Here is a 21,847-nt window from a genome sequence, read left to right on the forward strand (position 1 = left end):
CGCTACCTCCGATGCCCATCCCTGAGCAGCGCCGGCAACGCCGCAAAATCCAACCCCTCCAGCAGGTCGTCCCCCGACAACCCGGTGCCCCACATCGCCTCCAGCACCGCCACCGCCGCGCCGGTCAGCGGCATCTCCACCCCCCGCGCGCCCGCCAGATGCAGCCACAGCGCCAGGCCGTAGGTCACGCTGCGGGCCAGATGCGCGGCATCCAGCCCGCGCAGGCCGGGCGAGGGGCGCTCGGCAGCCAAGGCGCGGGCCATCACCGGCATTGGCGCTTCCGCCACCCCGTGCTGGCGATGCAGCGCGGCCACCAGGCTCGGCACGGCATGGCCATGGGCGCGGGCGAGCGCCAACCGCTCGGCATCCAGCCGCTCCGCCAGGCGGCAGATGGCGGGGGTCATGCGGCCGTGCTCGTCCCAATCCTCCCCGGCCTCGATGCGGGTGACGTTGCCGAGCACCAGGGCGGCCTGCATCACCGGCTCATGCGCCGCCAGCGCCGCGCCCAGCGCGTCCGACAGCGGCACGAATTCCATGCCGAACAGGGATTGGCACAGCGCGGCCAGGCCAGGCGCGGCATTGGCCGGCACCGCGGCGATCTGCACCCGCTCCGCCAGCGCCAGGATGCGCAGCTCATCGCCTGCGAGACGTTCCGCCAGCACGGGCGGCACGGCCATGGCGCCGATCGGCGCCTGACGGCCTTGGCGCGCCAGCAACCGGTCGAGCAGCAGGGGCGCGAGGGATTGGCTCGGCGCCAGAAGCACCGGCACGCCCTCCGCCAGCATCGGCACGATGCGCCGCAGCACCGGCCCCAGCGCATGGGGCGGCACGCAGATCAGCACCGCATCGGCGCCGGCCAGGGCGCGGGACACATCCACCGCCACATCCACCCGTGCGGTGCCGGACAGCGCGCCCTGGACCGTCAGGCTGCTGCCGATGCCATGGGTGCCGCCCCCGCGCGGCGACCACAGCGCCACCGCATGCCCGCGGCTGACCGCGAGCGCCGCGGCCCCCGGACCCACCGACCCGGCGCCGAGCACGGCCAGGCGCATGCGGTTCAGGCCATCTGGCGCGGCATGCGCCGGCGGCGGGAGGGGCTTCGAATCTCGCTCATTGCCTGAACCTTACAGCCAGTTGCCGGGCTCCGCACCCCGCGCCGGCGGAAACCGGGGCCGAACCTGCCACAACCCCAACAAAACTTGCGGCGCTGGCGCGGAGTTCACAGGACCGTCGCAAGGGATTCATTGCCCTGACTTGGTTCGCGGTATTAATGCCAGTCCATGCAGGCAACAGCCCGTCTCTCCGCCCCCGATGCCCTGCGCCCGCGGAAGCGGCGCCTGGCGATCCAGTTCTCCTCCTCCGACCCTGAGGGTCTCTGGGGGGATGTGCTGGGCTTGCGTCCGCTCGGCGGGCGCTTCCGGGCGGTCAGGCGGCTGGTCAGCCTGCTGATCTGGACTCTGATCGCCATTCCGATCCAGGCCCTTCTGCTGATCCTGCCGGGCCGGCTGCATCTGCGCTTCGCGCGCTTCTACCACAGCACCCTCTGCGCCCTGATGGGGCTGCGCATCCAGGTGGTGGGCGAAGCCTCCCGCGACGCGCCGGTGCTGTTCGTCTCCAACCATTCCTCCTGGCTCGATGTGCTGGTGCTGGGTGCGACGCTGGAGGCGAGCTTCGTCGGCAAGGCCGATATCGAGGGCTGGCCGCTGATCCGCACCGTGGCCAAGCTGGGACGCACCGTCTTCGTCAGCCGCAAGCGCACCGGGACGAAGGGGGAGGCCGATGCCATCCGCGGCCGCCTGGCGGAAGGCGACAGCCTGATCCTGTTCCCCGAGGGCACGACCAGCGATGGCGGAAGGGTGCTGCCCTTCCGCAGCGCCTTCCTCTCCGTCGCGGACACCGCGCGGCAGGTGCAGCCCATCTCCGTGGTGTTCGACCGGCTGGGCGGCCTGCCCGCCTGCCGCCGCGACCGGCCGCTTTTCGCCTGGTACGGCGACACCGACATCTTCACCCATTTCTGGCGCCTGGCGCGGCGCCCCGGCGGGCGGGCCACCATCATCCTGCACGCGCCGGTCGATCCCGCCGCCTTCCCCGACCGCAAGTCCCTGACCCTGGCCTGCGCCGAGGTCATTGGGGATGGCTGCTCCACGCTGCGGCAGAACCGCCCCGCCAGGCCGCTGCGGATGGTCCCGCCGCGCCGCGCTGACCTGCCGGCCGAGACGCTTCCCGCTTGACCCGGCGCGGCGGCATCCCGCAGCCTGTCGCCATGGCGAGACATTCCCCGCAACCCTGGCTTCAGCACTTCGCTTGACCCAGCCGCGCGGCCTGCGCAAATCCCCCGTTTCCCCCCGCGGCCTTCCCGGCGGGGCGACGGAGCTTGGCCCGGAATGACCCTTCCCCCCGCACCCCCCCGCAAGCGGCTTTTTATCCGCTCCTGGGGTTGCCAGATGAATGTCTATGACAGCGGCCGCATGGCCGATGTGCTGGCCCCGCTCGGCTATGCGCCGACCGAGACACCCGAAGACGCCGACATGGTGGTGCTGAACACCTGCCATATCCGGGAGAAGGCCAGCGAAAAGCTGTTCTCCGAGCTCGGCCGGCTGCGGGTCCTGAAACAGGCGAAGGAACAGGGCGGCGCGCGCATGATCCTGGCCGTCGCCGGCTGCGTCGCCCAGGCCGAAGGCGCGGAGATCACCGCCCGCGCCCCCTATGTGGACCTGGTGCTCGGCCCACAGAGCTATCACCGGCTGCCGGAAATGGTGGCGCGGATCAGCCGCGCCACGGGCTCCGTCATCGAGACGGATTTTCCGACGGAACAGAAGTTCGACTTCCTGCCGGATTCCACCACGCCCCAAGGCGTCAGCGCCTTCCTGACCATCCAGGAAGGCTGCGACAAATTCTGCTCCTTCTGCGTCGTCCCCTACACCCGCGGCAGCGAATATTCTCGAAGTGCCACAGCCGTGATCGCGGAAGCGAAGCGGCTGGTCGCCCAGGGTGCGCGGGAAATTGCGCTGCTCGGCCAGAATGTGAATGCCTGGCATGGGGAGGGGCTTTCGGGCGGCACCTGGAACCTGTCGCGCCTGCTGCTGGAGCTGGCCGAGATCCCGGGCCTCGCCCGGCTGCGCTACACCACCAGCCATCCGCGTGACATGGACGACGCGCTGATCGCCGCCCATGGCCAAATCCCGCAGCTGATGCCCTTCCTGCATCTGCCGGTGCAATCGGGCTCGGACCGCATGCTCCAGGCCATGAACCGGGGCCACAAGGCCGATGCCTATCGCCGCATCGCCGAGAAGCTGCGCGCGGTGCGCCCGGATATCGCCCTGTCCTCCGATTTCATCGCCGGCCATCCCGGAGAGACGGAGGCGGATCACCAGGCGACGCTGAAGCTGATCGAGGATGTCGGCTTCGCCTTGGCCTATTCCTTCAAATACTCCTCCCGCCCCGGCACCCCGGCCGCCACCGCCCAGATGCAGGTGGCGGAGGCCGAGAAGGACCGGCGGTTGCAGGAAATCCAGGCCCTGCTGCGCGACCAGCAGGATGCCTTCAACCGCGCCTGCGTCGGCCGCAGCTGCGAGGTGCTGGTCACCGGCGCCGGTCGGGATGAAGGCCAGTTCGCCGGCCGTTCGCCCTGGCTTCAGCCGGTGCATGGTCTTGGTTCCGCGGGCATGGCGGGCCAGATGGTGCAGGTCACCATCACCGCTGCCCTGCGCAATTCGCTCACTGTCCGCCTCGAGGGGAATGAGGCGCTCGGTCCGCCCCCACAAACGCCCCGTCAGGAGAAGGCCGCCGCTTGAACACACCCCCCGCCGCGCTCAGCCTCCGCCCCCCGCCGCGTCCCGCCCTGCGGGACCAGAACACGCAGCGTGTTGTCACCATGCAGTTCGATGACAATGCGCTGGTGCCGCTGCTCTACGGCGAGCATGACCGCAACCTGGCCCGGATGGAGATGCGCCTCGGCATCCGCCTCGGCAGCCGGGGCAACCGCCTGACCATCACCGGCTCGCCGGACCGGGCGGATGTGGCGGAAGCGGCGCTGATGGCGCTGTGGCGCCGATTGCAGAAGGGCGAACCAGTGGGCGGGGCAGAGGTGGAAGCGGCGATGCGGATGGCCGAGGGGGCGCAGGAAGCCGATCCCCGTCTGCCTCTCCAGGACCCGCGCCTGCCCTTGCAGGACCTGCCCGCGATCCGCACCCGCAAGGGCGCCATCGCCCCACGTACCCCGGCCCAGGCCGCCTATATCGACGCACTGGCGCGGAACGACATGGTCTTCGGCGTCGGCCCGGCCGGCACCGGCAAGACCTACCTCGCCGTCGCCCAGGGCGTGGCGCTGCTCCAGGCCGGGCGGGTCGATCGCATCGTGCTGTCCCGCCCCGCGGTCGAGGCCGGCGAAAAGCTCGGCTACCTGCCGGGCGACCTGAAGGAGAAGGTCGATCCCTATCTCCGCCCGCTCTACGACGCGCTGCACGACATGATGCCGGCCGACCAGCTCACCCGCCGCATGGCGGCCGGCGAGATCGAGGTGGCGCCATTGGCCTTCATGCGCGGGCGGACGCTGGCCCATTGCTACGCGATCCTGGACGAGGCCCAAAACACCACCGCGGCCCAGATGAAGATGTTCCTGACCCGCATGGGCGAGGGCAGCCGGATGGTCATCACCGGCGACCCCACCCAGGTGGACCTGCCGCCCGGCCAGAAATCCGGGCTGGTCGAGGCGCTCTCGATCCTCGAGGGCGTGGAGGGCATCACGGTGGCGCGATTTGCGGAAACGGATGTGGTAAGGCATCCCTTGGTGGCGCGCATTGTCGCGGCCTATGGTCGTATGGACCAGGCCCGCATGCGGGCGGAGCGACCTGCACCCCGGTCCTGAAACGGCCGGGCAAGGGTTGAAGGCAGTTGGAGAGCGATGGAACCGTTAAGTAGTCGTCCCGACCCGGGCAGGAACGCCAGGGCCGGGATGCAGGTCAAGGCGGCGGATGTCACCGTCGTCCTGGCAACACAGGGATGGCGCGCCACGGTGCGCCGTCCCGAAGACCTGGCGCGCCGCGCCGTGGCGGCCGCGTTGCGGGAGGCCGGTGCCGAAGGCGCCGTGACCGTGCTTCTCACCGACGACGACGCGGTGAAGCGGCTGAACCACGCGCATCGCGACAAGGCGAAGCCAACCAACGTCCTGTCCTTCCCGGGCGGCATGCCGGGGCATCTGGGCGACATCGCGCTCGCGCTCGGCGTGGTGCGGCGCGAAGCGCGGGAAGCCGGGCGCCGCCCGGAGGATCACCTGGCGCATCTGCTGGCGCATGGCGCCCTGCATCTGGCCGGCCACGACCATCTGCTGGCCGGCGAGGCCCGGCGCATGGAACAGGCGGAGGCCCGCATCATGCGCCGCCTCGGCCGCCCCAACCCCTGGAAGGAGGGCCGGGGACGGCCAGCGACATGAGCGACAAGGGAGAACCGGGCAGTACGGGGGATCGCGGACACCCCCTGGCCACACCGATCGAACGCCGCAACAGCCTGCTCTGGCGCATCCAGGGCCTGCTGCGCCGCCGCACCGCGGATACGGTGCGCGACCAGGTGGAGGAATTGCTCGAAGGCCGGCAGGAGGAAGGCGCGCCGCGCATGCCGGACGGCATCGGCGGCGGCCTCGACCTGAATGAGCGTGCGCTGCTGGGCAATGTGCTGCGGCTGCGCGACAAGGCGGCCTATGACGTGATGGTGCCGCGCGCCGACATCCTGGCCATGCCGCAGGACCTGACCCTGGACCAGGCCATCCGCCTGATCCAGCGCGAGGGCCATAGCCGCTTCCCGGTCTATCGGGAGAACCTCGATGACATCGTCGGCATGGTGCACATCAAGGATGTCTTCGCCGGCGTCGGCAAGGACCCGGACAGCTTCTCGCTGAAGGCCATCCTGCGCCGCCCCCTGTTCGTGGTGCCCACCGTGCCGGTGCTGGACCTGCTGCTGCAGATGCGCGCCGCGCGCATCCACATGGCGCTTGTGGTGGATGAATATGGTGGCATCGACGGGCTGGTGACGATCGAGGATCTGGTCGAGACCATCGTGGGCGACATCTCCGACGAGCATGACGAGGTCGCGCCCGCCACCATCCAGGACCGCCCCGACGGCACAGTGGAGCTGGATGCCCGCACCACGGTCGAGGCCTTCGAGCGGAAATTCGGCGCGGTGCTGACGGAGGAGGAACGCAGCGCGGATATCGACACGGTCGGCGGGCTGATCTTCACCCTGGCCGGGCGCGTGCCCGCCCGAGGGGAACTGATCTCCCACCCCTCCGGCCTCGAATTCCGGGTGCTGGATGCCGATCCGCGACGCATCCGTCGGCTGCGCGTGCGCCGGCCGGGCGCGGCGGGGGAGGCGACGCGGCAGGCGGCGGAGTAGCCTGCCTCAGCGCCGTATCAGCCGGCGCGCCAGACTTCGGGCAGGGCGGCGATTTCGCGGATCAGCTTGCGGCGCACCGCCTGCCCGAAGGCTTCGAAATCCTCCGCCGCGATCATGAAGGCGCCGGGGCCGCCGATGACGCTTTCCCGATAGTAGATGTCGAGCGGCACGGGCGGGCGGCGGCCGAAGGTCGGGCGGTCGTTCAGGATCGGCAGGCCGTTGATGGTGATGCCCTCCGCCACCGCCCGGTCGCGGGCTTCCTCCGCCGGCGGGCCGCTGTTGTTCACCCCGTCGCCGGAGACATCGATGACCTTGCGCGTCGCCTCATAGGGGCAGTCCTCCAGCGCGCGGCGGGAGAAGTCGATGGCGCCAGAGATGGAGGTCCAGGACAGGGAGGCGCGCGGAGCCTCCGCCAGTCGGTCCGCCCAGAGCTCCGCATCGCGCTGTGCCGCGATGCGGGTCCAGGGCAGGGTCATGCGCTGGAATTCGATGCCGGCCCATTCGACATAGGCCACGGCGATGCCGCCCATCATGCCGCCGCGGATCGCCTCCACCAGCCGGGGATCGGTCATGGCGCTGCGATAACCTTCTCGCTGCAGCCGCGCCTCATCCTCATCGACCGAGCGGCTGACATCGACGGCGAGGACCAGCGCGACATCCACCGGCTCCTCCGCCCTGGCGGGTCGGGGGGGAGGCAAGCCGGCCGCGGCGCCCGCCGCGACGAGAAGGGACCTGCGGCGCATCCGCGACCTCCCACGACATCACGGGGACATGCAACCGCAGCTTGTGGGGCGACTTCAAGCAGTAAGAAATATTTCTGCGTGAGAAGTATTGCGGTGCAATACCCGAGGCGATCAGCGCCGGGCGTAGGCCGCGGCCTGGCGGGCCAGGGCGGCGATGCCGGCGCGGGCCAGGGCTTCATGCACCTCGCGGAACGCCGTCGTCTTGGTGCGGCGCTCCGCCTCCAGAAGCGCGGCACCCTGGGCTTCCAGCGCCGCGGTGGGCCACAGCCGGACAGCGCGATCGAAGGCGGGTTTGTGCCGAAAAAACACCGGCGGCCGCAGACCGCCGGAATCACCAGCGATCTGCGCCTCATGCAGGCGCTGCACATGGCGCAGCGTGGCGCGCACGACCATCACGGCATTCGCGCCCTCGGCGAAGGCGGCATCCAGCGCGGCATCGGCGGCCAGCGGCTCCCCAGCCGTGGCCGCCATCAAGGCGGTGTCGAGGTCGGCGCTGGCGCCTTCGGCCACGCAGGCCAGCGCCGTCGCCTCATCCACCGTGCCGCCCGGGCCGGCATGCAGGGCCAGCACCTCCACCGCGCGGCGCAGCAGCATGCGGTCCTCGCCCAGCCGCGCGGCGAGCCAGGCGGCAACGGGGCGTTCCACCTGCACGCCCTGCTCCCGCAGCAGCCTGGTGATGGTGCCGACCAGCTCCTCCGGCGTCTCGCGCCAGCAGGCGATCACCATCACGTCCGGCGCGGATTCCGCCAGGGCGCGCAGCTTGGACCGCGCGGTCATCTCCCCGCCTTCCAGGATCAGCAGCGCCTCCCCGGCTCCGGCCAGGGCGTCCTTCAACGGGGTGGCATGGGCGTCGGTGGCGTCGCGCAACCGGACCACACGGCGGCCGCCGGTCATCGCCAGCGCCGCCGCCTCCCCGGCCAGGGCGCCGGGGCGGGCGGCTTCCTCCCGGCTCAGCTCGGCGAGGCGGAAGGGGTCGGAAAGGTCGCCGCCGAGCACGGCGCGCAGCAGCGCCTCCGCCCTTTCACGGGCCAGGCCGGCATCGTCGCCATGCAGCAGCACGACGCGCGTCTTGCCGGGATCGGCCAGGAAGCCGCTGATCCGCTTGGGGTCGAGCTTGGCCAAGGCGGTATCAGCGGTTGGGCGAGGTGAGCCCGGGCGCGAGCTCCGGCCGCAGCGCCGGCATGGGCGCGGCGGCGGGCGGTTCCGGCGCGCCCTGCGCCAGTCCGCCGGCGCCCGAGGCACGGCGGCGGAAATCGACGGCGAGGCGCGTCACCACCAGCTCCGCCAGCACTTCCGCCATCCGCTGCTCCGCCGCTTCGCGGCTGCTGTCGGAGGCGAAGAACTGGTTCGGCGGGATGTTATAGGCCTCGATCGCACGCTCGACGCCGGAGGCCTGGGTTTCCGGCGGTGGGCCGATGCGCGCCAGAAGCCAGTTGGCGGTGCCGAGATAGCGCACCCGCGTGGCGGTGCCGTCGAGCTGGATGCCCACGCCTTCCGCCTGCAAGGCGGGGGAGACGCGCAATTCATAGACCGCCTGGGCCGGCCCACCGATATCCTGGCCCATGCGCATATACAGCGCCCGACGCAGCAACTGGCCGAAGCGTTCCTGCACCAGGGTGACGCGCACCGTGGCGAGCTGGGACCGCACATCCGGCTCCCCGGCCGCCATGCCGCCGCGGCCATAGAGCGGCCGGAAGCCGCAGCCGCCGAGCGCGAGCAGCCCGAGGCCGAGCAGCCCGCGCCGCGTCAGGTTTTCAGACGACGTAATTGACCACCCGCCCAGGGACATGAATCCGCTTCTTCACTGGCTTGCCGCCGAAGGCACGCTGCACGTTCTCCTCTGCCTCGGCCAGGGCGAAAATCTCGTCATCCGCCGCACCCACCGCCACCTCGATGGTGGCGCGCAGCTTGCCGAGCACCTGGACGGCCAAGGTCATCGTCTCCGCCTTCACCAGGGCGGCCTCCGCCTCCGGCCAGGGCAGTTGCGCCACCAGCTGGTCAGCGGCGGGGTTGAGCAGCGCGTATAGCTCCTCCGCCAGATGCGGCATCATCGGCGCGGCCAAGCGGGCCAGGATTTCGAGCGCCTCCCGCCGCACGGTAGCCATCCCCGGGGCGTCGGCCTGGGCCTCCGCCTCGCCGATCGCATTGGCGAATTCATGAATACGGGCAACCGCGACATTGAACGCAAAACTGTCCAGCGCCTCGGTGATCGCGACGATGGTCCGATGCGTCACCTGCCGCAGCTTTTTCGCCGCACCGGTGGCCTCGCCCATGGGCGTGCCGGCGGGCGGCAGGCTGGGCAAGGCGTTGTTGGCGAGACGCCAGACGCGCTGGGTGAAGCGAAACGCGCCGGCGACGCCGGATTCCGTCCACTCCATGTCCCGCTCCGGCGGGTTGTCGGAGAGGATGAACCAGCGGGCGGTGTCGGCGCCGTATTTGCCGATGATGGCGCCGGGGTCGACCGTGTTGCGCTTCGACTTCGACATCGCCTCGACCCGGCCGATGGTCACCGGTTCGTTGCCACCCTTCAGCGTGGCCGTGCGCGTCCCATCCGGGGCGAGGTTGAAATCCACCTCCTCCGGATAAAGCCAGCGGCCGTCGGGGCCCTTGTAGCTTTCGTGCTGGACCATGCCCTGGGTGAAGAGGCCCGCAAAGGGCTCCTTCACATCCAGATGGCCGGTGGCCTGCATGGCGCGGGTGAAGAAGCGAGAATAGAGCAGGTGCAGGATCGCGTGCTCGATGCCGCCGATATACTGGTCCACCGGCAGCCAGGCATTGACCGCCGCCTGGGTGACGGGCTCGGCGGCGCCGGGCGAGCAGAAACGCGCAAAATACCAGGAACTGTCGACGAAGGTGTCGCAGGTATCCGTCTCCCGCCGCGCCGGCGCGCCGCAGGACGGGCAGTTGACGTGCTTCCAGCTCGGATGGTGGTCGAGCGGATTGCCGGGGCGGGAGAAATCCACGTCCTGCGGCAGTTCGACCGGCAGCTGGTCCTCGGGCACCGGCACCGCGCCGCAGGCATCGCAATGGATGACCGGGATCGGGCAGCCCCAGTAGCGCTGGCGGGAGACGCCCCAGTCGCGCAGGCGCCAATTGACCACGCCGGTGCCCTGGCCCTGGGCTTCCAGCTTTTCGATGGCCGCGCGCTTGGCGGCGGGCACCGGCTTGCCGTCCAGGAAGTCGGAATTGAACAGCGTGCCGTCATCGGTGAAGGCCGCGTCACCCAGGCTGAAGGTCGCAGGGTCGGCGCCCGGCGGCAGCACCACCGGCTTGATCTCCAGCCCGTACTTGGTGGCGAACTCGAAATCGCGCTCGTCATGGCCGGGGCAGCCGAAGATGGCGCCGGTGCCGTATTCCATCAGCACGAAATTCGCGATCCAGACCGGGAAGGTCTTTCCGGGCAGGAAGGGATGCGCCACGCGGAAGCCGGTGTCGAAGCCGCGCTTTTCCGCCTGCTCGATGGCCACTTCGCTGGTGCCCATGCTGCGGCATTCCGCCACGAACTTTTGGGCATCCGGATTGGCCGCCGCCGCCGCGGCGGCCAGCGGGTGTTCCGCGGCAACGGCCAGGAAGGACATGCCGAACAGCGTGTCGGGGCGGGTGGTGAAGACCTCGACCTCCGCCGTCTCCGCTACTGGCTGCGTCAGCTTGAACCTAACGCGCGCGCCCTCGCTGCGGCCGATCCAGTTGGACTGCATCAGCTTCACGCGCTCGGGCCAGCGATCCAGCCCGCCCAGCGCCTCCAGCAGATCCGGCGCATACTTGGTAATCGCCAGGAACCACTGGGACAGCTTCTTCTTCTCGACCAGCGCGCCGGAGCGCCAGCCGCGGCCGTCGATTACCTGCTCATTGGCCAGCACGGTGCCGTCCACCGGGTCCCAATTGACCCAGGACTCCTTGCGCTCGACCAGCCCGGCCTTCCAGAAATCCAGGAACAGCTTCTGCTGCTTGCCGTAATAGGCGACGTCGCAGGTGGCGAATTCGCGGGACCAGTCCAGCGACAGGCCCATGCGCTTCAGCTCGGTGCGCATATTGGCGATGTTCTGGTAGGTCCACTCGCCCGGATGCACGCCACGTTCGCGCGCGGCATTCTCCGCCGGCAGGCCGAAGGCGTCCCAGCCCATCGGATGCAGCACCAGATGGCCGCGGGCGCGCTTGTAGCGCGCCACCACGTCGCCCAGCGTGTAGTTCCGCACATGACCCATATGGATCTTGCCGGAGGGGTAGGGGAACATCTCCAGCACGTAGTACTTGCTCGCCCCCTCGGGCGGCACGTCCGGCACAGAGAAGCAGCCGCGGCGGTCCCATTCCGCCTGCCAGCGCGGCTCCGCCGCGGCGAAATCATGCCGGGGCGGCTGTTTCTGGTCGGGGGGGGAGGCGATATCGTTCATCGTGCTGGGGTGCGCTGGCCTGGGTTTGAACCTGGGGAATAGCGCACTATCCGCCAGGGCGGAACGCCCCGGCGGTCAGCCATGATATGCGGCCTTACCGCGACGCCGCGGCGGATTGTGCGCGCAGCTCCCGCGCCCGGGCCAGCACCTGGTCCTCCAGCTCGGAGGCGGTGGAGGCGGCGACGGGGACATCGACCCAGGCACTGCCGCGCAGTTCCTGCCGGAACAGGGCCACGCGCACGCCGTCCGAGCGCAGCTGGCGGCCGAGGATATAGGCGGTGGCGCGGAAGCGCTCGCCGGTGGTGCCAGGGGGCGAATACCAATCTGTGATCAGCACGCCGCCAAAGGGGTCCGCCGAGGAAAGCGGCATGAAGGACAGCGTGTCGAGCGCCGCGCGCCAGAGATAGGCGTTGACGCCGATGCCCGCGGCATCCCCGGCGCCGGCGCCACCGCGCTGCCGGTCGCGATCCGTGCCGAACAGCAGGATGCCATCGGTTCCACCCAGCCGCCCGCGCACCTGGTCGCGCCGGCGGTCGGAGCTGTATTCATCCAGCCCCGGCGTGCGGACATTGCCCTCAAGCGCACTGCACCCGGCGATCAGGATCGCCGTGAAGCCCAGCATCATCGGTCGCGTCAGGCGCATCTTTCCCATCCCGGCCCGGCGGGGCCTTTTCTCGGCAGCGTCTTTACCCGCATGCCGGCCAATCGCAAAGCCGGGGGTGCGCCAGGGAAACCCGGCGCAACAAAAAGGGGCGGCAGGTTTCCCTGCCGCCCCCTTTCGGTCCGCTGATCCGAAGATCAGAAGGCCAGGCGCGTACCGACGATGAACACGTCGATGCTGCGGTTGCGGTAGTTCGCCACCGTGTTCGCGGCACCGAAGGCGCGGACGTTCTCGTCCTCGATGTTCGTGTAGTTGGCGAAGGCCTCGAGGCCCGGCGCCAGGGTGTAGACGGCGCCGACGCCGATCACCTGCTGCTCGCGATCCGACACGCCGGCCAGGAGAACGTCCTGCTTGGCCAGGGAGTAGAAGGCGCCCAGCTGCACGGCGCCGATGCGGTAGGTCGCACCGACCGTCCAGTTGGTGGAGTTGTCCTGGCCCGGGGCCAGACCAGCGCGGCCCGGAGCGGAACCGGTGAAGCGGCCCCAGACGTAGTGACCGCCGACCGTCAGGCCGTAGGCGGACAGGTTCAGGCCAGCCTGGTAGGCGTTCGGGTCGCGGACGCCGGAGCCGGTCGGGGCATCGCCGCGCATCGCGGAGAAGGCCGCGGCCACGCCGACGTTGCCGAAGCTGCCGCGGTAGCGGATGGCGCCGGACAGCTCGTTGCGGATGGAGCCGACGTTCGTGTTGCGCTGCAGGGCCGAGTTGGTCGTCGCGTTCGGCAGCAGGTAGTTCTCACCCTCGTACTGGTTCGGCGCATAGCTGACGCCGAAGTCGAAGCCGAAGAACTGCGGGGACAGATAGATGATCTTGGTGCTGTCGCTGCCGTCGTTGATCGTCGTGGTGATGTAGCGGGTGCCGAGGGCTTCCGGCGCGATGAACTCGTCCCAGCCACCCGACTCACCGAGGTTGGTGACGGACGGGGCGGCGACCTTCAGCTGGTCGGCGGCGCTGTCCTGGTCACCGAACTGCAGGGTGCCGAGGGTCGGGGAGGAGATGAAGCCCCACATCTCGTCGGTGTCGACGATGCCGCCGTTGCCGCTGTTCTGGCTGCCACCGTTGGTGACGTTGTCCATCTGCAGCTCGATCTCGGCGCCGTAGGACAGGCCGTTGGCCGCCTTGCCGCGCACGATGACGGTGATTTCCATGTCGGAGCGGAAATCAACCTTGGAGCGGGAGGCCGGGAGGCCAGTGGTCGCGGCGGTGTCGAAGTTGTCGTCGATGTAGCCGCCGGTGAACTCGAAGTAGCCGCCCACGCGAACGGTCGGGGCTTCCTGCGCCTGGGCCACACCCATGCCCATCAGCGCGGCGCCAACCACCGCGGTGGTGCCCAACAGAATCTTGCGCATATCCAAAAACCTCCTCCTGCGCCGGGTGGCCCCCGGCATGCCACGACCCGCCTGCCCCCCTCGGCAGGACGCCGCCACCAGGTTCCCCCCCGGTAGCAGTCAGGCCCGGGCGGATAATGGTCTTGGGGATGCAGCCCCGGCAACGGCGCTTGGCGCGTCTAAGCGACTTCGTTGAGACACTGTGGCAGACGCGCCACACACCCTCGTGACCCCGAAGACGCAGCGCCTCAGCCCGCCAGCGCCCCGATGGCCGCCAGCCCGGCGACTTTGCCCGGCCCGCCGCGCGGCAGGCGCCGGGCGCTGGCCGGCGCGACACCACCCAAAGCCACCGCCGGCCGGCCCAGCCGCGCCGCCAGCGCGGCCCAGCGCAACGGCCCCAGCGCCGGCGCGCCCGGATGGCTGGCGGTGGGAAAGGCGGGGGAGACGAAGCCGAAATCCCCGCCCAGCCGGCGCGCCCGCGCAACGCCAGCCCGGCCATGCACCGCCAACGACAGCACCGCCCACGGTGCGCCCCGCCGCCTCGCCAGAAGGAAGGCCGCCATCCCCGCACCCGTGGGCCGATCCGGCAGATGCAGCCCGCAGCGCATCCGCAGGGCCGCCCGCGCATCGCCACCCAACAGCAGGCAAAGCCCGCGCCGCGCCGCGATCCGCCGCAGCCGCCCCAGCACCGGCGGCGCCAACCCGCGCGCCAAAACCCCCGCCCCGCGTGGAAGCCGGGCCGCCGCGGCGCAGGGATCGGGCAGTCGCAGCGGGTCGGACACCAGCCAAAGCCGCGGCAGGGCAAGGCCACCGCGCAACGGCGCCGCGCGCAGCCTGGCGGCCTGCCCGGCCAGACCGCCAGACCGATTTCCGGCGTGGCGATCCTGCGCTAGCCTTCCCGTCATGCCCGAACTCTCCCCCGCCGACGCCGCCATTGCCACCAACCTCGGCCGCATCCGGGACAGGATCGCCGAGGCCTGCCTGCGCGCCAACCGCGACCCGGCCTCCGTGACCCTGGTCGCCGTCTCCAAGACCCATCCGGCGGAGGCGGTGGTCGCGGCACTGGCCTGCGGTCAGACGGTGTTCGGGGAGAACCGGGTGCAGGAGGCAGCGACCAAATTTCCCGCCCTGCGCCCGGATCATCCGGCCCTGCGCCTGCACCTGATCGGCCCGCTGCAGACCAACAAGGCGCGGGACGCGGTGCGGATCGCCGATGTGATTGAGAGCCTGGATCGCCCCAAACTGGCCCTGGCGCTGCGGGAGGCGATGGTGAAGGAAGCCCGCCAGCCCAGCTTCCTGATCCAGGTGAATATCGGCGACGAGCCCCAAAAGGCCGGCATCGCCCGCGCCGAGGCCGATGCCTTCATCCGCGCCTGCCGCGAGGAGCATGGCCTCAACGTCACCGGCCTGATGTGCATCCCGCCGGTGGAGGGTGATCCGCGCCCGTATTTTGCTGCCCTGGCCACAATGGCCGGCCGCCATGGCCTGGGCACGCTGTCCATGGGCATGAGCGGCGATTTCGAGGCTGCGATCGCCGAGGGCGCCACCCATATCCGCGTTGGCACCGCCATTTTTGGCGGCCGTCCCGCGCCCACCGCCACCTAAATACCGAAAATGCAGCCGGCTTCGCCGGCTGAGCGCCCGAATGGGCGCCGCCGCTTATGCGGCGAGCCAAGCCGCCGGAGGCGGCGCCCGGCGCTTGAGGGCAGCTAATGATGCTTCCAGGACACTTCGGTCAGCGCCGGTTCCGTCGGATCGCAGCGCAGCCAGGTGCCATTGGCGACCGACTGGCCCGTCATCGCGAGAATAAAGCCCCAATGCGCCACGACCAGCGTATTGGACCAGTCGCCTAAGGCCGCCATTTCACCACGGAACAGCGCGGCGCGGGCCATGACTTGCTCGGCCGGTTCCTCCTGCGCCGGCCACCACACCTCCTCCACATGGCCGAAATCGAGATGCGGCCATTCGGCGGATAAGGCGGTAACAGGACTGCCCACATCGCAGGTGAAAGCGTAACGTTCGCGCACCAGCGGCTGTACCAGCACCTTCAGGCCGAGCCTCTCGGCCAGCGGCGCCGCCGTCTGCAACGCCCGGCTATAGGGGGAGGCGATGATGCGCGTGATGCCCTCGGCCGCCAGCGCCTCCGCCGCCGCCGCCGCCTGGGAATGGCCCAGCGGCGTCAGGCGCGGATCGATGATGCCGGGATCGCGCCGTGTGGCGCTGAAATGCAGGTTGAACTCGCTTTGGCCATGGCGCAGCAGGATCATGAAAGCGAGGCTCCCGAATGGCGGCGCCGCGGTCAATACTGCGCGTCGGCCAGGTGTTGCAGGCTTTGGTCAACAACATCCCGACCGGGGATCGATCAGCCAATCCGTGGCAGGGCGTTGCGGGGGGGCAGAGGGCGCCTTAAGTGAGTGCTTGATGAGGAGTTGGCAATGTCGGGCGGCTTTCCTGTCGATCTGATCCTGTTCGCAATGGTCGCGGCCTTCCTGGTGCTGCGCCTGCGCAGCGTGCTCGGCCGCCGCACCGGCTATGAGCGCCCGCCCCGCGACGCGACCGCGCCCTATGACCCGCGCGCGGCCCGCCCGGCGGGCGATGACGTGCCGGAACTGCCCCCGGCCGCAGCCGCCAGCACCACCCGCCTCGTGGTCCCCGATCCGCGCACGCCCACCGGCCAGGCGCTGGTTCGCATCAAGGGCATCGATCCCAGCTTCGACCCGCATGCCTTTCTGAACGGCGCCGAGGGCGCCTTCCGCATGGTGGTGGACGCCTTCGCCCGCGGCGATCGCGAAACCCTGCGCGCCCTGCTGGCCGATGACGTCTATGGCGGCTTCGAGGGTGCGATCACCGCCCGCGAACAGGCCGGCGAGACCCAGCGCTCCGAAGTCCGCGCGATGCAGGAAGCCGGGATTGAATCCGCGGATCTGCGCGGCACGGTGGCGGATGTCGTCGTCCGCTTCGTCTCCGACCAGATCAACCTGACGACCGCCAGCGACGGCAGCATTTCGGCCGGCGCGGAAGCAGTCACGGAACTGACCGATATCTGGACCTTCCAGCGCGACCTGCGCAGCACCGACCCCACCTGGCGCCTCACCGCCACCCGCTCCGCCTGATTTTGGGACGCTGCCGCGGTCCATTGGTGAAGGTTTTTCCGGGTTGGCGGACATGGGTGCTGGGGGCAGTGGTGCTTCTGGCGGGGTGTTCGGAGGCGGGGCCTGAGCTTCGGCAGGTCGCGTTTTCGGAACTGCCGGGGTGGCGGCAGGATCAGCTGGCGCAGGCACTGCCGGCCTTTCGGCGCAGTTGCGAGGTCATCGCCGAACTGCCAGCCGACCGGCCGCTTGGCGGAGAGGGCGCGCTGGCCCGCACGGCGGGCGACTTCGCCGAAGCCTGCGCCGCCGCCCAAAACCTTCCCCAGAATGACGACGCGGCACGCGACTTCTTCGAAAGTCGCTTCACCGCCCATGCGGTCGGCAGCGATACCCTGACCGGCTATTACGAGCCGGAGTTGCGCGGCAGCCCGACGCCCGATGCCCGCCACGCCACCCCCTTGCATGCCCGCCCGCCGGAGTTGGTGGAGGTCGATCTTGGCGCCTTCGCCGGCGACCTCCGCGGGCGCCGCACCGCCGGCCTAGTACGCGATGGCCGTCTGCATCCCTTCCCCAGCCGTGCCGAGATCATGGCCGGCGCATTGGACGGGCGCGGGCTGGAGCTGGTCTGGGTCGATGACCCGGCGGATGCCTTTTTCCTGCAGATCCAGGGTTCCGGCCGCGTCCGCCTGACCGATGGGCGGGTGCTGCGCCTGGGCTACGCCGCCCAGAACGGCCATCCCTACTACGCCATCGGCCGCGCCCTGCTTGAAGCCGGCGTGCTGACGCGGGAGGAGATGTCCATGCAGGCCATCCGCGCCTGGCTCGCCGCGGCGACGCCGGAAGAAGCGGCGGCGCTGATGGCCCGCAACCCCAGCTACGTCTTTTTCCGCCCCCTGAACCTGCCACCGGAGCAAGGGCCGCTCGGCGCCCTGGGCGCCCCGCTGACGCCGGGGCGATCCGTGGCGGTGGACCGCACCAGGACTCCCCTCGGCACGCCCGTCTGGCTGGCTGGGGAGGCGCCCCTGCGACGACTGGCGGTGGCCCAGGACACCGGCGGCGCCATCCGCGGCGCGGCGCGGGCCGATCTGTTCACCGGCTGGGGCGACGCCGCGGCCGAACAGGCCGGCCGGATGCGCAACCGGGCCGAGCTGTTCGTGCTGCTGCCGAAGTAGGCCTCAGCCGCCGGTGCGGACGATCCGCACCAGCTGCGCCACATGTTCGGGTGGGGTCACCTTCTCGATGCCATGGCCCAGGTTGAACACGAAAGGCCGGCCGCGCATGGCGGCCAGGATCTGCCGCGCCTCCAGCTCCAGCGCCGCGCCGCCGGCGATCAGCACCAGCGGATCCAGATTGCCCTGAAGCCCGACCGTGGGCGCCACCGCCGTGGCGGCGAAGCGCGGGTCCATGCTGGTGTCCATGGCGACCGTATTGACCCCCGTCCGCAGCGTGTATTCGCCGATCAGCGGGCCGGCGAGGCGCGGAAAGCCGATGATCGGGATGGAGGGGTGCAGCCGCTTCAGCGAGCGCACGATGGTCGCGGTGGGCTCGATCACCCAGCGCCGGAACTGCGCCGGCGGCAGCAGGCCGGCCCAGCTGTCGAACAGCATCAGCGCCTCCGCCCCTGCTTCCGCCTGGGCGAGCAGGTAGTCCGTGGTCGCCTCCACCAGGGTGCGGATCAGCTTTCCGAACAGCGCCGGGTCGGAATAGGCCATCTGGCGGGTGGTGGCGAAATCCCGGCTGCCATGGCCTTCCACCATGTAGCAGGCGACGGTGAAGGGGCTGCCGGCAAAGCCGATCAGCGCGGTCTTCGGGTGCTGCGCCTCCAGCGCCGTGCGCACCAGGCGCACGGTCTCGAAGATCGGGGCCGACCTTTCCCGCACGGCGCCCACGTCCAGAGCATTCACCGCTGCCAGGTCGCGCAACGGTTCCAGTTGCGGCCCCTCGCCCTCGGCGAAGCGCAGCGGCTGGCCCATGGCCCAGGGCACCATCAGGATGTCGGAGAACAGAATGGCGCCATCCATGCCGTAGCGGCGGATCGGCTGCAGCGTGACCTCCGCCGCCATCTCCGGCGTGGTGCAGAGCGTGATGAAGCCGCCGGCCTGGGCCCGCACCTCCCGGTATTCGGGCAGGTAGCGGCCCGCCTGGCGCATCAGCCACATGGGTGGCGGCCAGACCGCCTCCCCCGACAACGCCCGCAGAAGCGGCTTTTCGAGTGCGTCCACGCCTGCTGGCTCCACCGTCAAACCGGCCTCCCTTGGTCCCGCCCCATGCTCCCTTGCCTAAGGCACAGCCGTCGAAACGCCAATTCCCCAATAGAAAGAAAGAATCTTAAAGAGTCTGGGGTAGATGTAGGGCCCTGTGGGCGATGGGGATCACGGCTGACCCGCCTTTCATCCACAGGCCTGTCCCGCGCGCTGCGTCCGCCAAGCCTCTGACTCGGCAGGTGGATTCCATCTGTCCCCGGAAGCTGTCCGCAGCCGTGGGAATCAGTCCCGTGTGCAGCCGGGAATGGGGTTGTCCCCATTGAATCGGAAAGGGGCCTCGGGCGCCCCGACTTGTCCCCATCATCCACCCTCATCCACCGGCCATGCTTGGCCTGTCACGACCCATCCGCTTACGGTAAGCCTGCGGATGGGGAGTTTTTGGGCCGCCCCGGCCCCGGGATCAGGCGCATCACCATGCCCAGCCGCACGATCAACCTGCATCTGGTCTCCGACAGCACCGGGGAGACGCTGAATTCGATCGCCCGCGCCACCCTGTCCCGCTTCGAGGACGCCCATGTCATCCATCACCGCTGGTCGCTGATCCGATCCCGCCTTCAGCTCGACCGGGTGCTGGAGGGTATCGAGCATGAGCCCGGACCGGTGCTGTTCACCCTGGTCGACCGATCGCTGCGCCTGGCCCTGGAGGAACATTGCCAGCGCCTGCATATCGAGCATCTGTCGCCGCTGGAGCCGGTGATGGAGCTGCTGCAAACGGCCATCGGCGCCCAGGCGCGTGAAAAGCGTGGCGCTCAGCATGTGATGGATGCCGATTATTTCCGGCGTATCGACGCCATGCACTATGTGCTGGCGCATGATGACGGCCAGGGCACGGCCGGCATCGCGGAGGCCGATGTCTGCATCGTCGGCGTCTCCCGCAGTTCCAAGACGCCCACCTGCTTCTACCTGGCGAACCGCGGCATCAAGGCGGCCAACGTGCCCCTGGTGCCCGGCGCGCCTTTGCCGCCGGAGCTGGACCAGGCCCCCTGCCCGGTGATCGGCCTGCATATCGAAACCAATGCGCTGATCGAGATCCGGCGGCATCGGCTGAAGCTGATCGGTGGCCATGGGGTGCATCACGACGTCACCGATTATGTGGACCATGAGGCGGTGAAGGCGGAGATCCAGGCGGCCCGTCGGCTTTGCACCAAATATGGCTGGCCGGTGATCGACGTGACTCGCCGTTCCATCGAGGAGACGGCGGCCACCGTGCTGCAGTTGATGGAGGCCTGGCACGCCCGCCGCGGCGCCCGGCCCCAGGAACCGCTGCGGTCCATCGACCCGGCCTCCACGGTGCTGGCACGCGAGGCGGGTGGCGGGTGATGCAGGCCGGAACGCCCGAGCTGGTCCTGGCCAGCGCCTCCGCCAGCCGCCGCGCCGTGCTCGCCGCGGCCGGGCTGCGCTTCGAGGCGATCGCCGCCGCGGTGGATGAGGCGGCGATCAAGGAAGGCGCGCAGGCGGAAGGGATTCCGCCGGCCGAGGCCGCGCTGATCCTGGCCGAGGCCAAGGCCATGCGCGTTGCCCGCAAGCGGCCCGACGCTTTGGTGATCGGCGGCGACCAGCTTCTGGTCTGTGCCGATGAGGCCGGCGTGCTGCGCTGGTACGACAAGCCGGTCGACATGGCCGCGGCCCGCCGCCAATTGCTGGAACTGCGTGGCCGGCGGCATGAGCTGGTGACGGCGACCGTCGCCTGGCGCGGCGGGGAGCGGATCTGGCAGGACGTCACCACGCCGCGCCTGACGCTGCGCGATTTTTCCGAGGATTTTCTCGACCAGTATCTGGCGGCGGAGGGTGAGGTTCTGCTGGCCTCGGTCGGTGCCTATCGGCTGGAGGGGCTGGGCGTGCAGCTGATGGCCAAGGTGGAGGGCGAACACAGCGCCATCCTGGGCCTGCCCCTGCTGCCGCTGCTGCGTTTTTTGCGGCAGCACGGCGTGCTGGATTCCTGAGGCTCCACAGTTTTACGGGCCGCGTCCCACAGGGGTGCCACGGCCCAGGCTTCAGTCGTAGCCGGACGCCTCTGCGCTGAAACAGTCGGACATTGACGCGACTGTACCGTCTCTGCGGGCCGGAGATCGCGCCACCAGACCGGGCGCCGATCTCCTGATGGCAGGATCGGGTAGAAGTCATGACAGGCAGTGTGGTGCGCCAGGTTGAGACATCCCATGGCACGATCGCCGTGGAGATGAGCAAGGGGAGAGGGCCGGATGTGGTCCTGCTGCACGGCAACTCCTCCTGCCGCGGCGTCTTCCGGATGCAGCTCGAATCGGAGATCGGCGCGCAGCACCGGCTGATCAGCTTCGACCTTCCCGGCCACGGCGAATCAAGCGATGCACCGGACAAGGACAGGACCTACCCCCTGCCGGGACTTGCCGAGGCGGCGCTTGAACTGCTGGAGAAGTTGCACGTCGAGCGTCCCGTCCTGCTCGGATGGTCGTTGGGCGGCCACATCGCCATGGAGATGCTGTCCCGCGGGGCGGCCTTTCGCGGGCTGTTCATCACCGGCGCACCGCCGGTCGGGCCCGATATGGCGGGGGGGTTCAAGGGAAGCCTGCTGAAGGGCCTGGCCGCCCAGGGCCAGTTCACGCGGGAACAGGCGCGCCAGTTTGTCGAGAAGGTGTTCGGCCAGGCCGGAAGCCCGCTGTTCAAACAGGCGGCGATGCGGGTCGATGGCGCGTTCCGCCGCACCCTCTTCTCCCAGGCGCGCTTCGGGGAGAAGAGCGATCAGCGACAGGTGGTGAGCACGACCAGTATCCCGACCGCCGTCGTGAACGGGGCGGACGATCCTGTCGTCAACCTGGACTACATCGACGGCGTTCCCTTCTCGCGTCTGTGGCGCCGCGAATGCATCCGCCTTCCTGGCGCCGGTCACGCGCCCTTCCTGCAGAACACGCCAGCCTTCAACGACTGCCTGCAGCAGTTCCTCCGGGATCTCGGCGCGGCCGACTGAGCGGCGTTCCGGCCGCATCCCCGGCCTCGACTCCCCCCCTCGC

Annotated in this window: 21 protein-coding genes; 11 read left to right on the top strand and 10 right to left on the bottom strand. The window is 69.9% G+C overall.

The genetic code is table 11. The features are described from left to right. Positions 1-2: 2 nt before the first annotated feature. Positions 3-1,052, bottom strand: coding sequence for an NAD/NADP octopine/nopaline dehydrogenase family protein (locus ACVFYP_RS24790; protein ID WP_499202910.1), 1,050 nt, complete (start codon positions 1,050-1,052; stop codon positions 3-5). 228 nt (positions 1,053-1,280) lie between these two features. Here ACVFYP_RS24790 and ACVFYP_RS24795 point away from each other — a divergent pair, with 228 nt between their 5' ends. The 5 genes from ACVFYP_RS24795 (at position 1,281) to ACVFYP_RS24815 (ending at position 6,387) form a co-directional block, all read left to right on the top strand. Next, positions 1,281-2,231 (top strand): lysophospholipid acyltransferase family protein, encoded by a 951-nt coding sequence (locus ACVFYP_RS24795; protein ID WP_499202911.1) that lies wholly within the window; start codon positions 1,281-1,283, stop codon positions 2,229-2,231. A 153-nt stretch (positions 2,232-2,384) separates the two neighbouring features. Next, positions 2,385-3,794: a tRNA (N6-isopentenyl adenosine(37)-C2)-methylthiotransferase MiaB gene (gene miaB, locus ACVFYP_RS24800; RefSeq protein ID WP_499202912.1), complete on the top strand. Its 1,410-nt coding sequence runs from the start codon at positions 2,385-2,387 to the stop codon at positions 3,792-3,794. After that, positions 3,791-4,867: a PhoH family protein gene (locus ACVFYP_RS24805; protein WP_499202913.1), complete on the top strand. Its 1,077-nt coding sequence runs from the start codon at positions 3,791-3,793 to the stop codon at positions 4,865-4,867. Before miaB ends, ACVFYP_RS24805 begins: the two co-directional genes overlap by 4 nt. A gap of 87 nt (positions 4,868-4,954) precedes the next feature. Beyond that, the gene (gene ybeY, locus ACVFYP_RS24810; RefSeq protein ID WP_499202914.1) at positions 4,955-5,431 is read left to right on the top strand and encodes an rRNA maturation RNase YbeY; all 477 of its coding nucleotides are present in this window, start codon (positions 4,955-4,957) and stop codon (positions 5,429-5,431) included. Then, positions 5,428-6,387 (top strand): hemolysin family protein, encoded by a 960-nt coding sequence (locus tag ACVFYP_RS24815; RefSeq protein ID WP_499202915.1) that lies wholly within the window; start codon positions 5,428-5,430, stop codon positions 6,385-6,387. The genes ybeY and ACVFYP_RS24815 overlap by 4 nt, the downstream gene beginning before the upstream one ends. Positions 6,388-6,404: 17 nt before the next feature. On the opposite strand, the gene ACVFYP_RS24820 is transcribed toward ACVFYP_RS24815, so the two are convergent. The 7 genes from ACVFYP_RS24820 to ACVFYP_RS24850 all read right to left on the bottom strand — a co-directional run bounded on the left by ACVFYP_RS24820 (position 6,405) and on the right by ACVFYP_RS24850 (position 14,412). Continuing rightward, a complete protein-coding gene (locus ACVFYP_RS24820) occupies positions 6,405-7,130 on the bottom strand; it encodes a DUF1194 domain-containing protein (protein WP_499202916.1) in 726 nt (241 codons plus the stop codon). 111 nt (positions 7,131-7,241) lie between these two features. Further along, complete coding sequence (gene holA / locus ACVFYP_RS24825; protein ID WP_499202917.1) at positions 7,242-8,252, bottom strand: DNA polymerase III subunit delta; 1,011 nt, start codon at positions 8,250-8,252, stop codon at positions 7,242-7,244. A 7-nt stretch (positions 8,253-8,259) separates the two neighbouring features. Next, positions 8,260-8,919 carry an LPS assembly lipoprotein LptE gene (lptE, locus tag ACVFYP_RS24830; RefSeq protein ID WP_499202918.1) on the bottom strand — a complete coding sequence of 220 codons (660 nt, stop codon included), beginning with the start codon at positions 8,917-8,919 and terminating at the stop codon, positions 8,260-8,262. Further along, positions 8,885-11,521: a leucine--tRNA ligase gene (gene leuS, locus ACVFYP_RS24835; RefSeq protein WP_499202919.1), complete on the bottom strand. Its 2,637-nt coding sequence runs from the start codon at positions 11,519-11,521 to the stop codon at positions 8,885-8,887. Before leuS ends, lptE begins: the two co-directional genes overlap by 35 nt. A gap of 94 nt (positions 11,522-11,615) precedes the next feature. After that, positions 11,616-12,164, bottom strand: coding sequence for a DUF3576 domain-containing protein (locus ACVFYP_RS24840; protein ID WP_499202920.1), 549 nt, complete (start codon positions 12,162-12,164; stop codon positions 11,616-11,618). Between the two features lie 155 nt (positions 12,165-12,319). Continuing rightward, on the bottom strand, positions 12,320-13,528 hold the full coding sequence (locus ACVFYP_RS24845; protein WP_499202921.1) for a porin: 1,209 nt from the start codon (positions 13,526-13,528) through the stop codon (positions 12,320-12,322). Positions 13,529-13,755: 227 nt separating this feature from the next. After that, positions 13,756-14,412 carry a thiamine phosphate synthase gene (locus ACVFYP_RS24850; RefSeq protein WP_499202922.1) on the bottom strand — a complete coding sequence of 219 codons (657 nt, stop codon included), beginning with the start codon at positions 14,410-14,412 and terminating at the stop codon, positions 13,756-13,758. Between ACVFYP_RS24850 and ACVFYP_RS24855 the strand changes: the two genes are divergently transcribed. After that, a complete protein-coding gene (locus ACVFYP_RS24855; RefSeq protein ID WP_499202923.1) occupies positions 14,411-15,112 on the top strand; it encodes a YggS family pyridoxal phosphate-dependent enzyme in 702 nt (233 codons plus the stop codon). The genes ACVFYP_RS24850 and ACVFYP_RS24855 overlap by 2 nt on opposite strands. 104 nt (positions 15,113-15,216) lie before the next feature. Here ACVFYP_RS24855 and ACVFYP_RS24860 read toward each other — a convergent pair whose 3' ends face one another. Next, positions 15,217-15,774: a histidine phosphatase family protein gene (locus ACVFYP_RS24860; protein ID WP_499202924.1), complete on the bottom strand. Its 558-nt coding sequence runs from the start codon at positions 15,772-15,774 to the stop codon at positions 15,217-15,219. A 168-nt stretch (positions 15,775-15,942) separates the two neighbouring features. On the opposite strand from ACVFYP_RS24860, the gene ACVFYP_RS24865 reads away from it, so the two are divergent. Together ACVFYP_RS24865 and mltA are read left to right on the top strand one after the other, a co-directional pair. Further along, positions 15,943-16,620 (top strand): Tim44/TimA family putative adaptor protein, encoded by a 678-nt coding sequence (locus ACVFYP_RS24865; RefSeq protein ID WP_499202925.1) that lies wholly within the window; start codon positions 15,943-15,945, stop codon positions 16,618-16,620. A 56-nt stretch (positions 16,621-16,676) separates the two neighbouring features. After that, on the top strand, positions 16,677-17,768 hold the full coding sequence (gene mltA, locus ACVFYP_RS24870) for a murein transglycosylase A (protein WP_499202926.1): 1,092 nt from the start codon (positions 16,677-16,679) through the stop codon (positions 17,766-17,768). Between the two features lie 3 nt (positions 17,769-17,771). On the opposite strand, the gene hemE is transcribed toward mltA, so the two are convergent. Beyond that, on the bottom strand, positions 17,772-18,818 hold the full coding sequence (hemE, locus tag ACVFYP_RS24875) for a uroporphyrinogen decarboxylase (RefSeq protein ID WP_499202927.1): 1,047 nt from the start codon (positions 18,816-18,818) through the stop codon (positions 17,772-17,774). 456 nt (positions 18,819-19,274) lie between these two features. Here hemE and ACVFYP_RS24880 point away from each other — a divergent pair, with 456 nt between their 5' ends. From ACVFYP_RS24880 to ACVFYP_RS24890, 3 genes are all read left to right on the top strand, one after another. Beyond that, positions 19,275-20,180: a pyruvate, water dikinase regulatory protein gene (locus tag ACVFYP_RS24880; protein ID WP_499202928.1), complete on the top strand. Its 906-nt coding sequence runs from the start codon at positions 19,275-19,277 to the stop codon at positions 20,178-20,180. Continuing rightward, positions 20,180-20,803 carry a Maf family protein gene (locus ACVFYP_RS24885; protein WP_499202929.1) on the top strand — a complete coding sequence of 208 codons (624 nt, stop codon included), beginning with the start codon at positions 20,180-20,182 and terminating at the stop codon, positions 20,801-20,803. Before ACVFYP_RS24880 ends, ACVFYP_RS24885 begins: the two co-directional genes overlap by 1 nt. A gap of 179 nt (positions 20,804-20,982) precedes the next feature. Further along, the gene (locus ACVFYP_RS24890; RefSeq protein ID WP_499202930.1) at positions 20,983-21,804 is read left to right on the top strand and encodes an alpha/beta fold hydrolase; all 822 of its coding nucleotides are present in this window, start codon (positions 20,983-20,985) and stop codon (positions 21,802-21,804) included. Positions 21,805-21,847 lie beyond the last annotated feature (43 nt).

This window comes from Roseomonas sp. F4 (genome assembly GCF_053891155.1).

What these genes read in the sequence shown, in the direction of transcription:
- ACVFYP_RS24790 (WP_499202910.1), bottom strand. Translation starts at nt 1,052, where the DNA reads ATGCGCCTGGCCGTGCTCGGCGCCGGGTCGGTGGGTCCGGGGGCCGCG.
- ACVFYP_RS24795 (WP_499202911.1), top strand. Translation starts at nt 1,281, where the DNA reads ATGCAGGCAACAGCCCGTCTCTCCGCCCCCGATGCCCTGCGCCCGCGG.
- miaB (WP_499202912.1), top strand. Translation starts at nt 2,385, where the DNA reads ATGACCCTTCCCCCCGCACCCCCCCGCAAGCGGCTTTTTATCCGCTCC.
- ybeY (WP_499202914.1), top strand. Translation starts at nt 4,955, where the DNA reads ATGCAGGTCAAGGCGGCGGATGTCACCGTCGTCCTGGCAACACAGGGA.
- ACVFYP_RS24815 (WP_499202915.1), top strand. Translation starts at nt 5,428, where the DNA reads ATGAGCGACAAGGGAGAACCGGGCAGTACGGGGGATCGCGGACACCCC.
- ACVFYP_RS24820 (WP_499202916.1), bottom strand. Translation starts at nt 7,130, where the DNA reads ATGCGCCGCAGGTCCCTTCTCGTCGCGGCGGGCGCCGCGGCCGGCTTG.
- lptE (WP_499202918.1), bottom strand. Translation starts at nt 8,919, where the DNA reads ATGTCCCTGGGCGGGTGGTCAATTACGTCGTCTGAAAACCTGACGCGG.
- leuS (WP_499202919.1), bottom strand. Translation starts at nt 11,521, where the DNA reads ATGAACGATATCGCCTCCCCCCCCGACCAGAAACAGCCGCCCCGGCAT.
- ACVFYP_RS24840 (WP_499202920.1), bottom strand. Translation starts at nt 12,164, where the DNA reads ATGCGCCTGACGCGACCGATGATGCTGGGCTTCACGGCGATCCTGATC.
- ACVFYP_RS24845 (WP_499202921.1), bottom strand. Translation starts at nt 13,528, where the DNA reads ATGCGCAAGATTCTGTTGGGCACCACCGCGGTGGTTGGCGCCGCGCTG.
- ACVFYP_RS24855 (WP_499202923.1), top strand. Translation starts at nt 14,411, where the DNA reads ATGCCCGAACTCTCCCCCGCCGACGCCGCCATTGCCACCAACCTCGGC.
- ACVFYP_RS24850 (WP_499202922.1), bottom strand. Translation starts at nt 14,412, where the DNA reads ATGACGGGAAGGCTAGCGCAGGATCGCCACGCCGGAAATCGGTCTGGC.
- ACVFYP_RS24860 (WP_499202924.1), bottom strand. Translation starts at nt 15,774, where the DNA reads ATGATCCTGCTGCGCCATGGCCAAAGCGAGTTCAACCTGCATTTCAGC.
- ACVFYP_RS24865 (WP_499202925.1), top strand. Translation starts at nt 15,943, where the DNA reads ATGTCGGGCGGCTTTCCTGTCGATCTGATCCTGTTCGCAATGGTCGCG.
- ACVFYP_RS24880 (WP_499202928.1), top strand. Translation starts at nt 19,275, where the DNA reads ATGCCCAGCCGCACGATCAACCTGCATCTGGTCTCCGACAGCACCGGG.
- ACVFYP_RS24885 (WP_499202929.1), top strand. Translation starts at nt 20,180, where the DNA reads ATGCAGGCCGGAACGCCCGAGCTGGTCCTGGCCAGCGCCTCCGCCAGC.
- ACVFYP_RS24890 (WP_499202930.1), top strand. Translation starts at nt 20,983, where the DNA reads ATGACAGGCAGTGTGGTGCGCCAGGTTGAGACATCCCATGGCACGATC.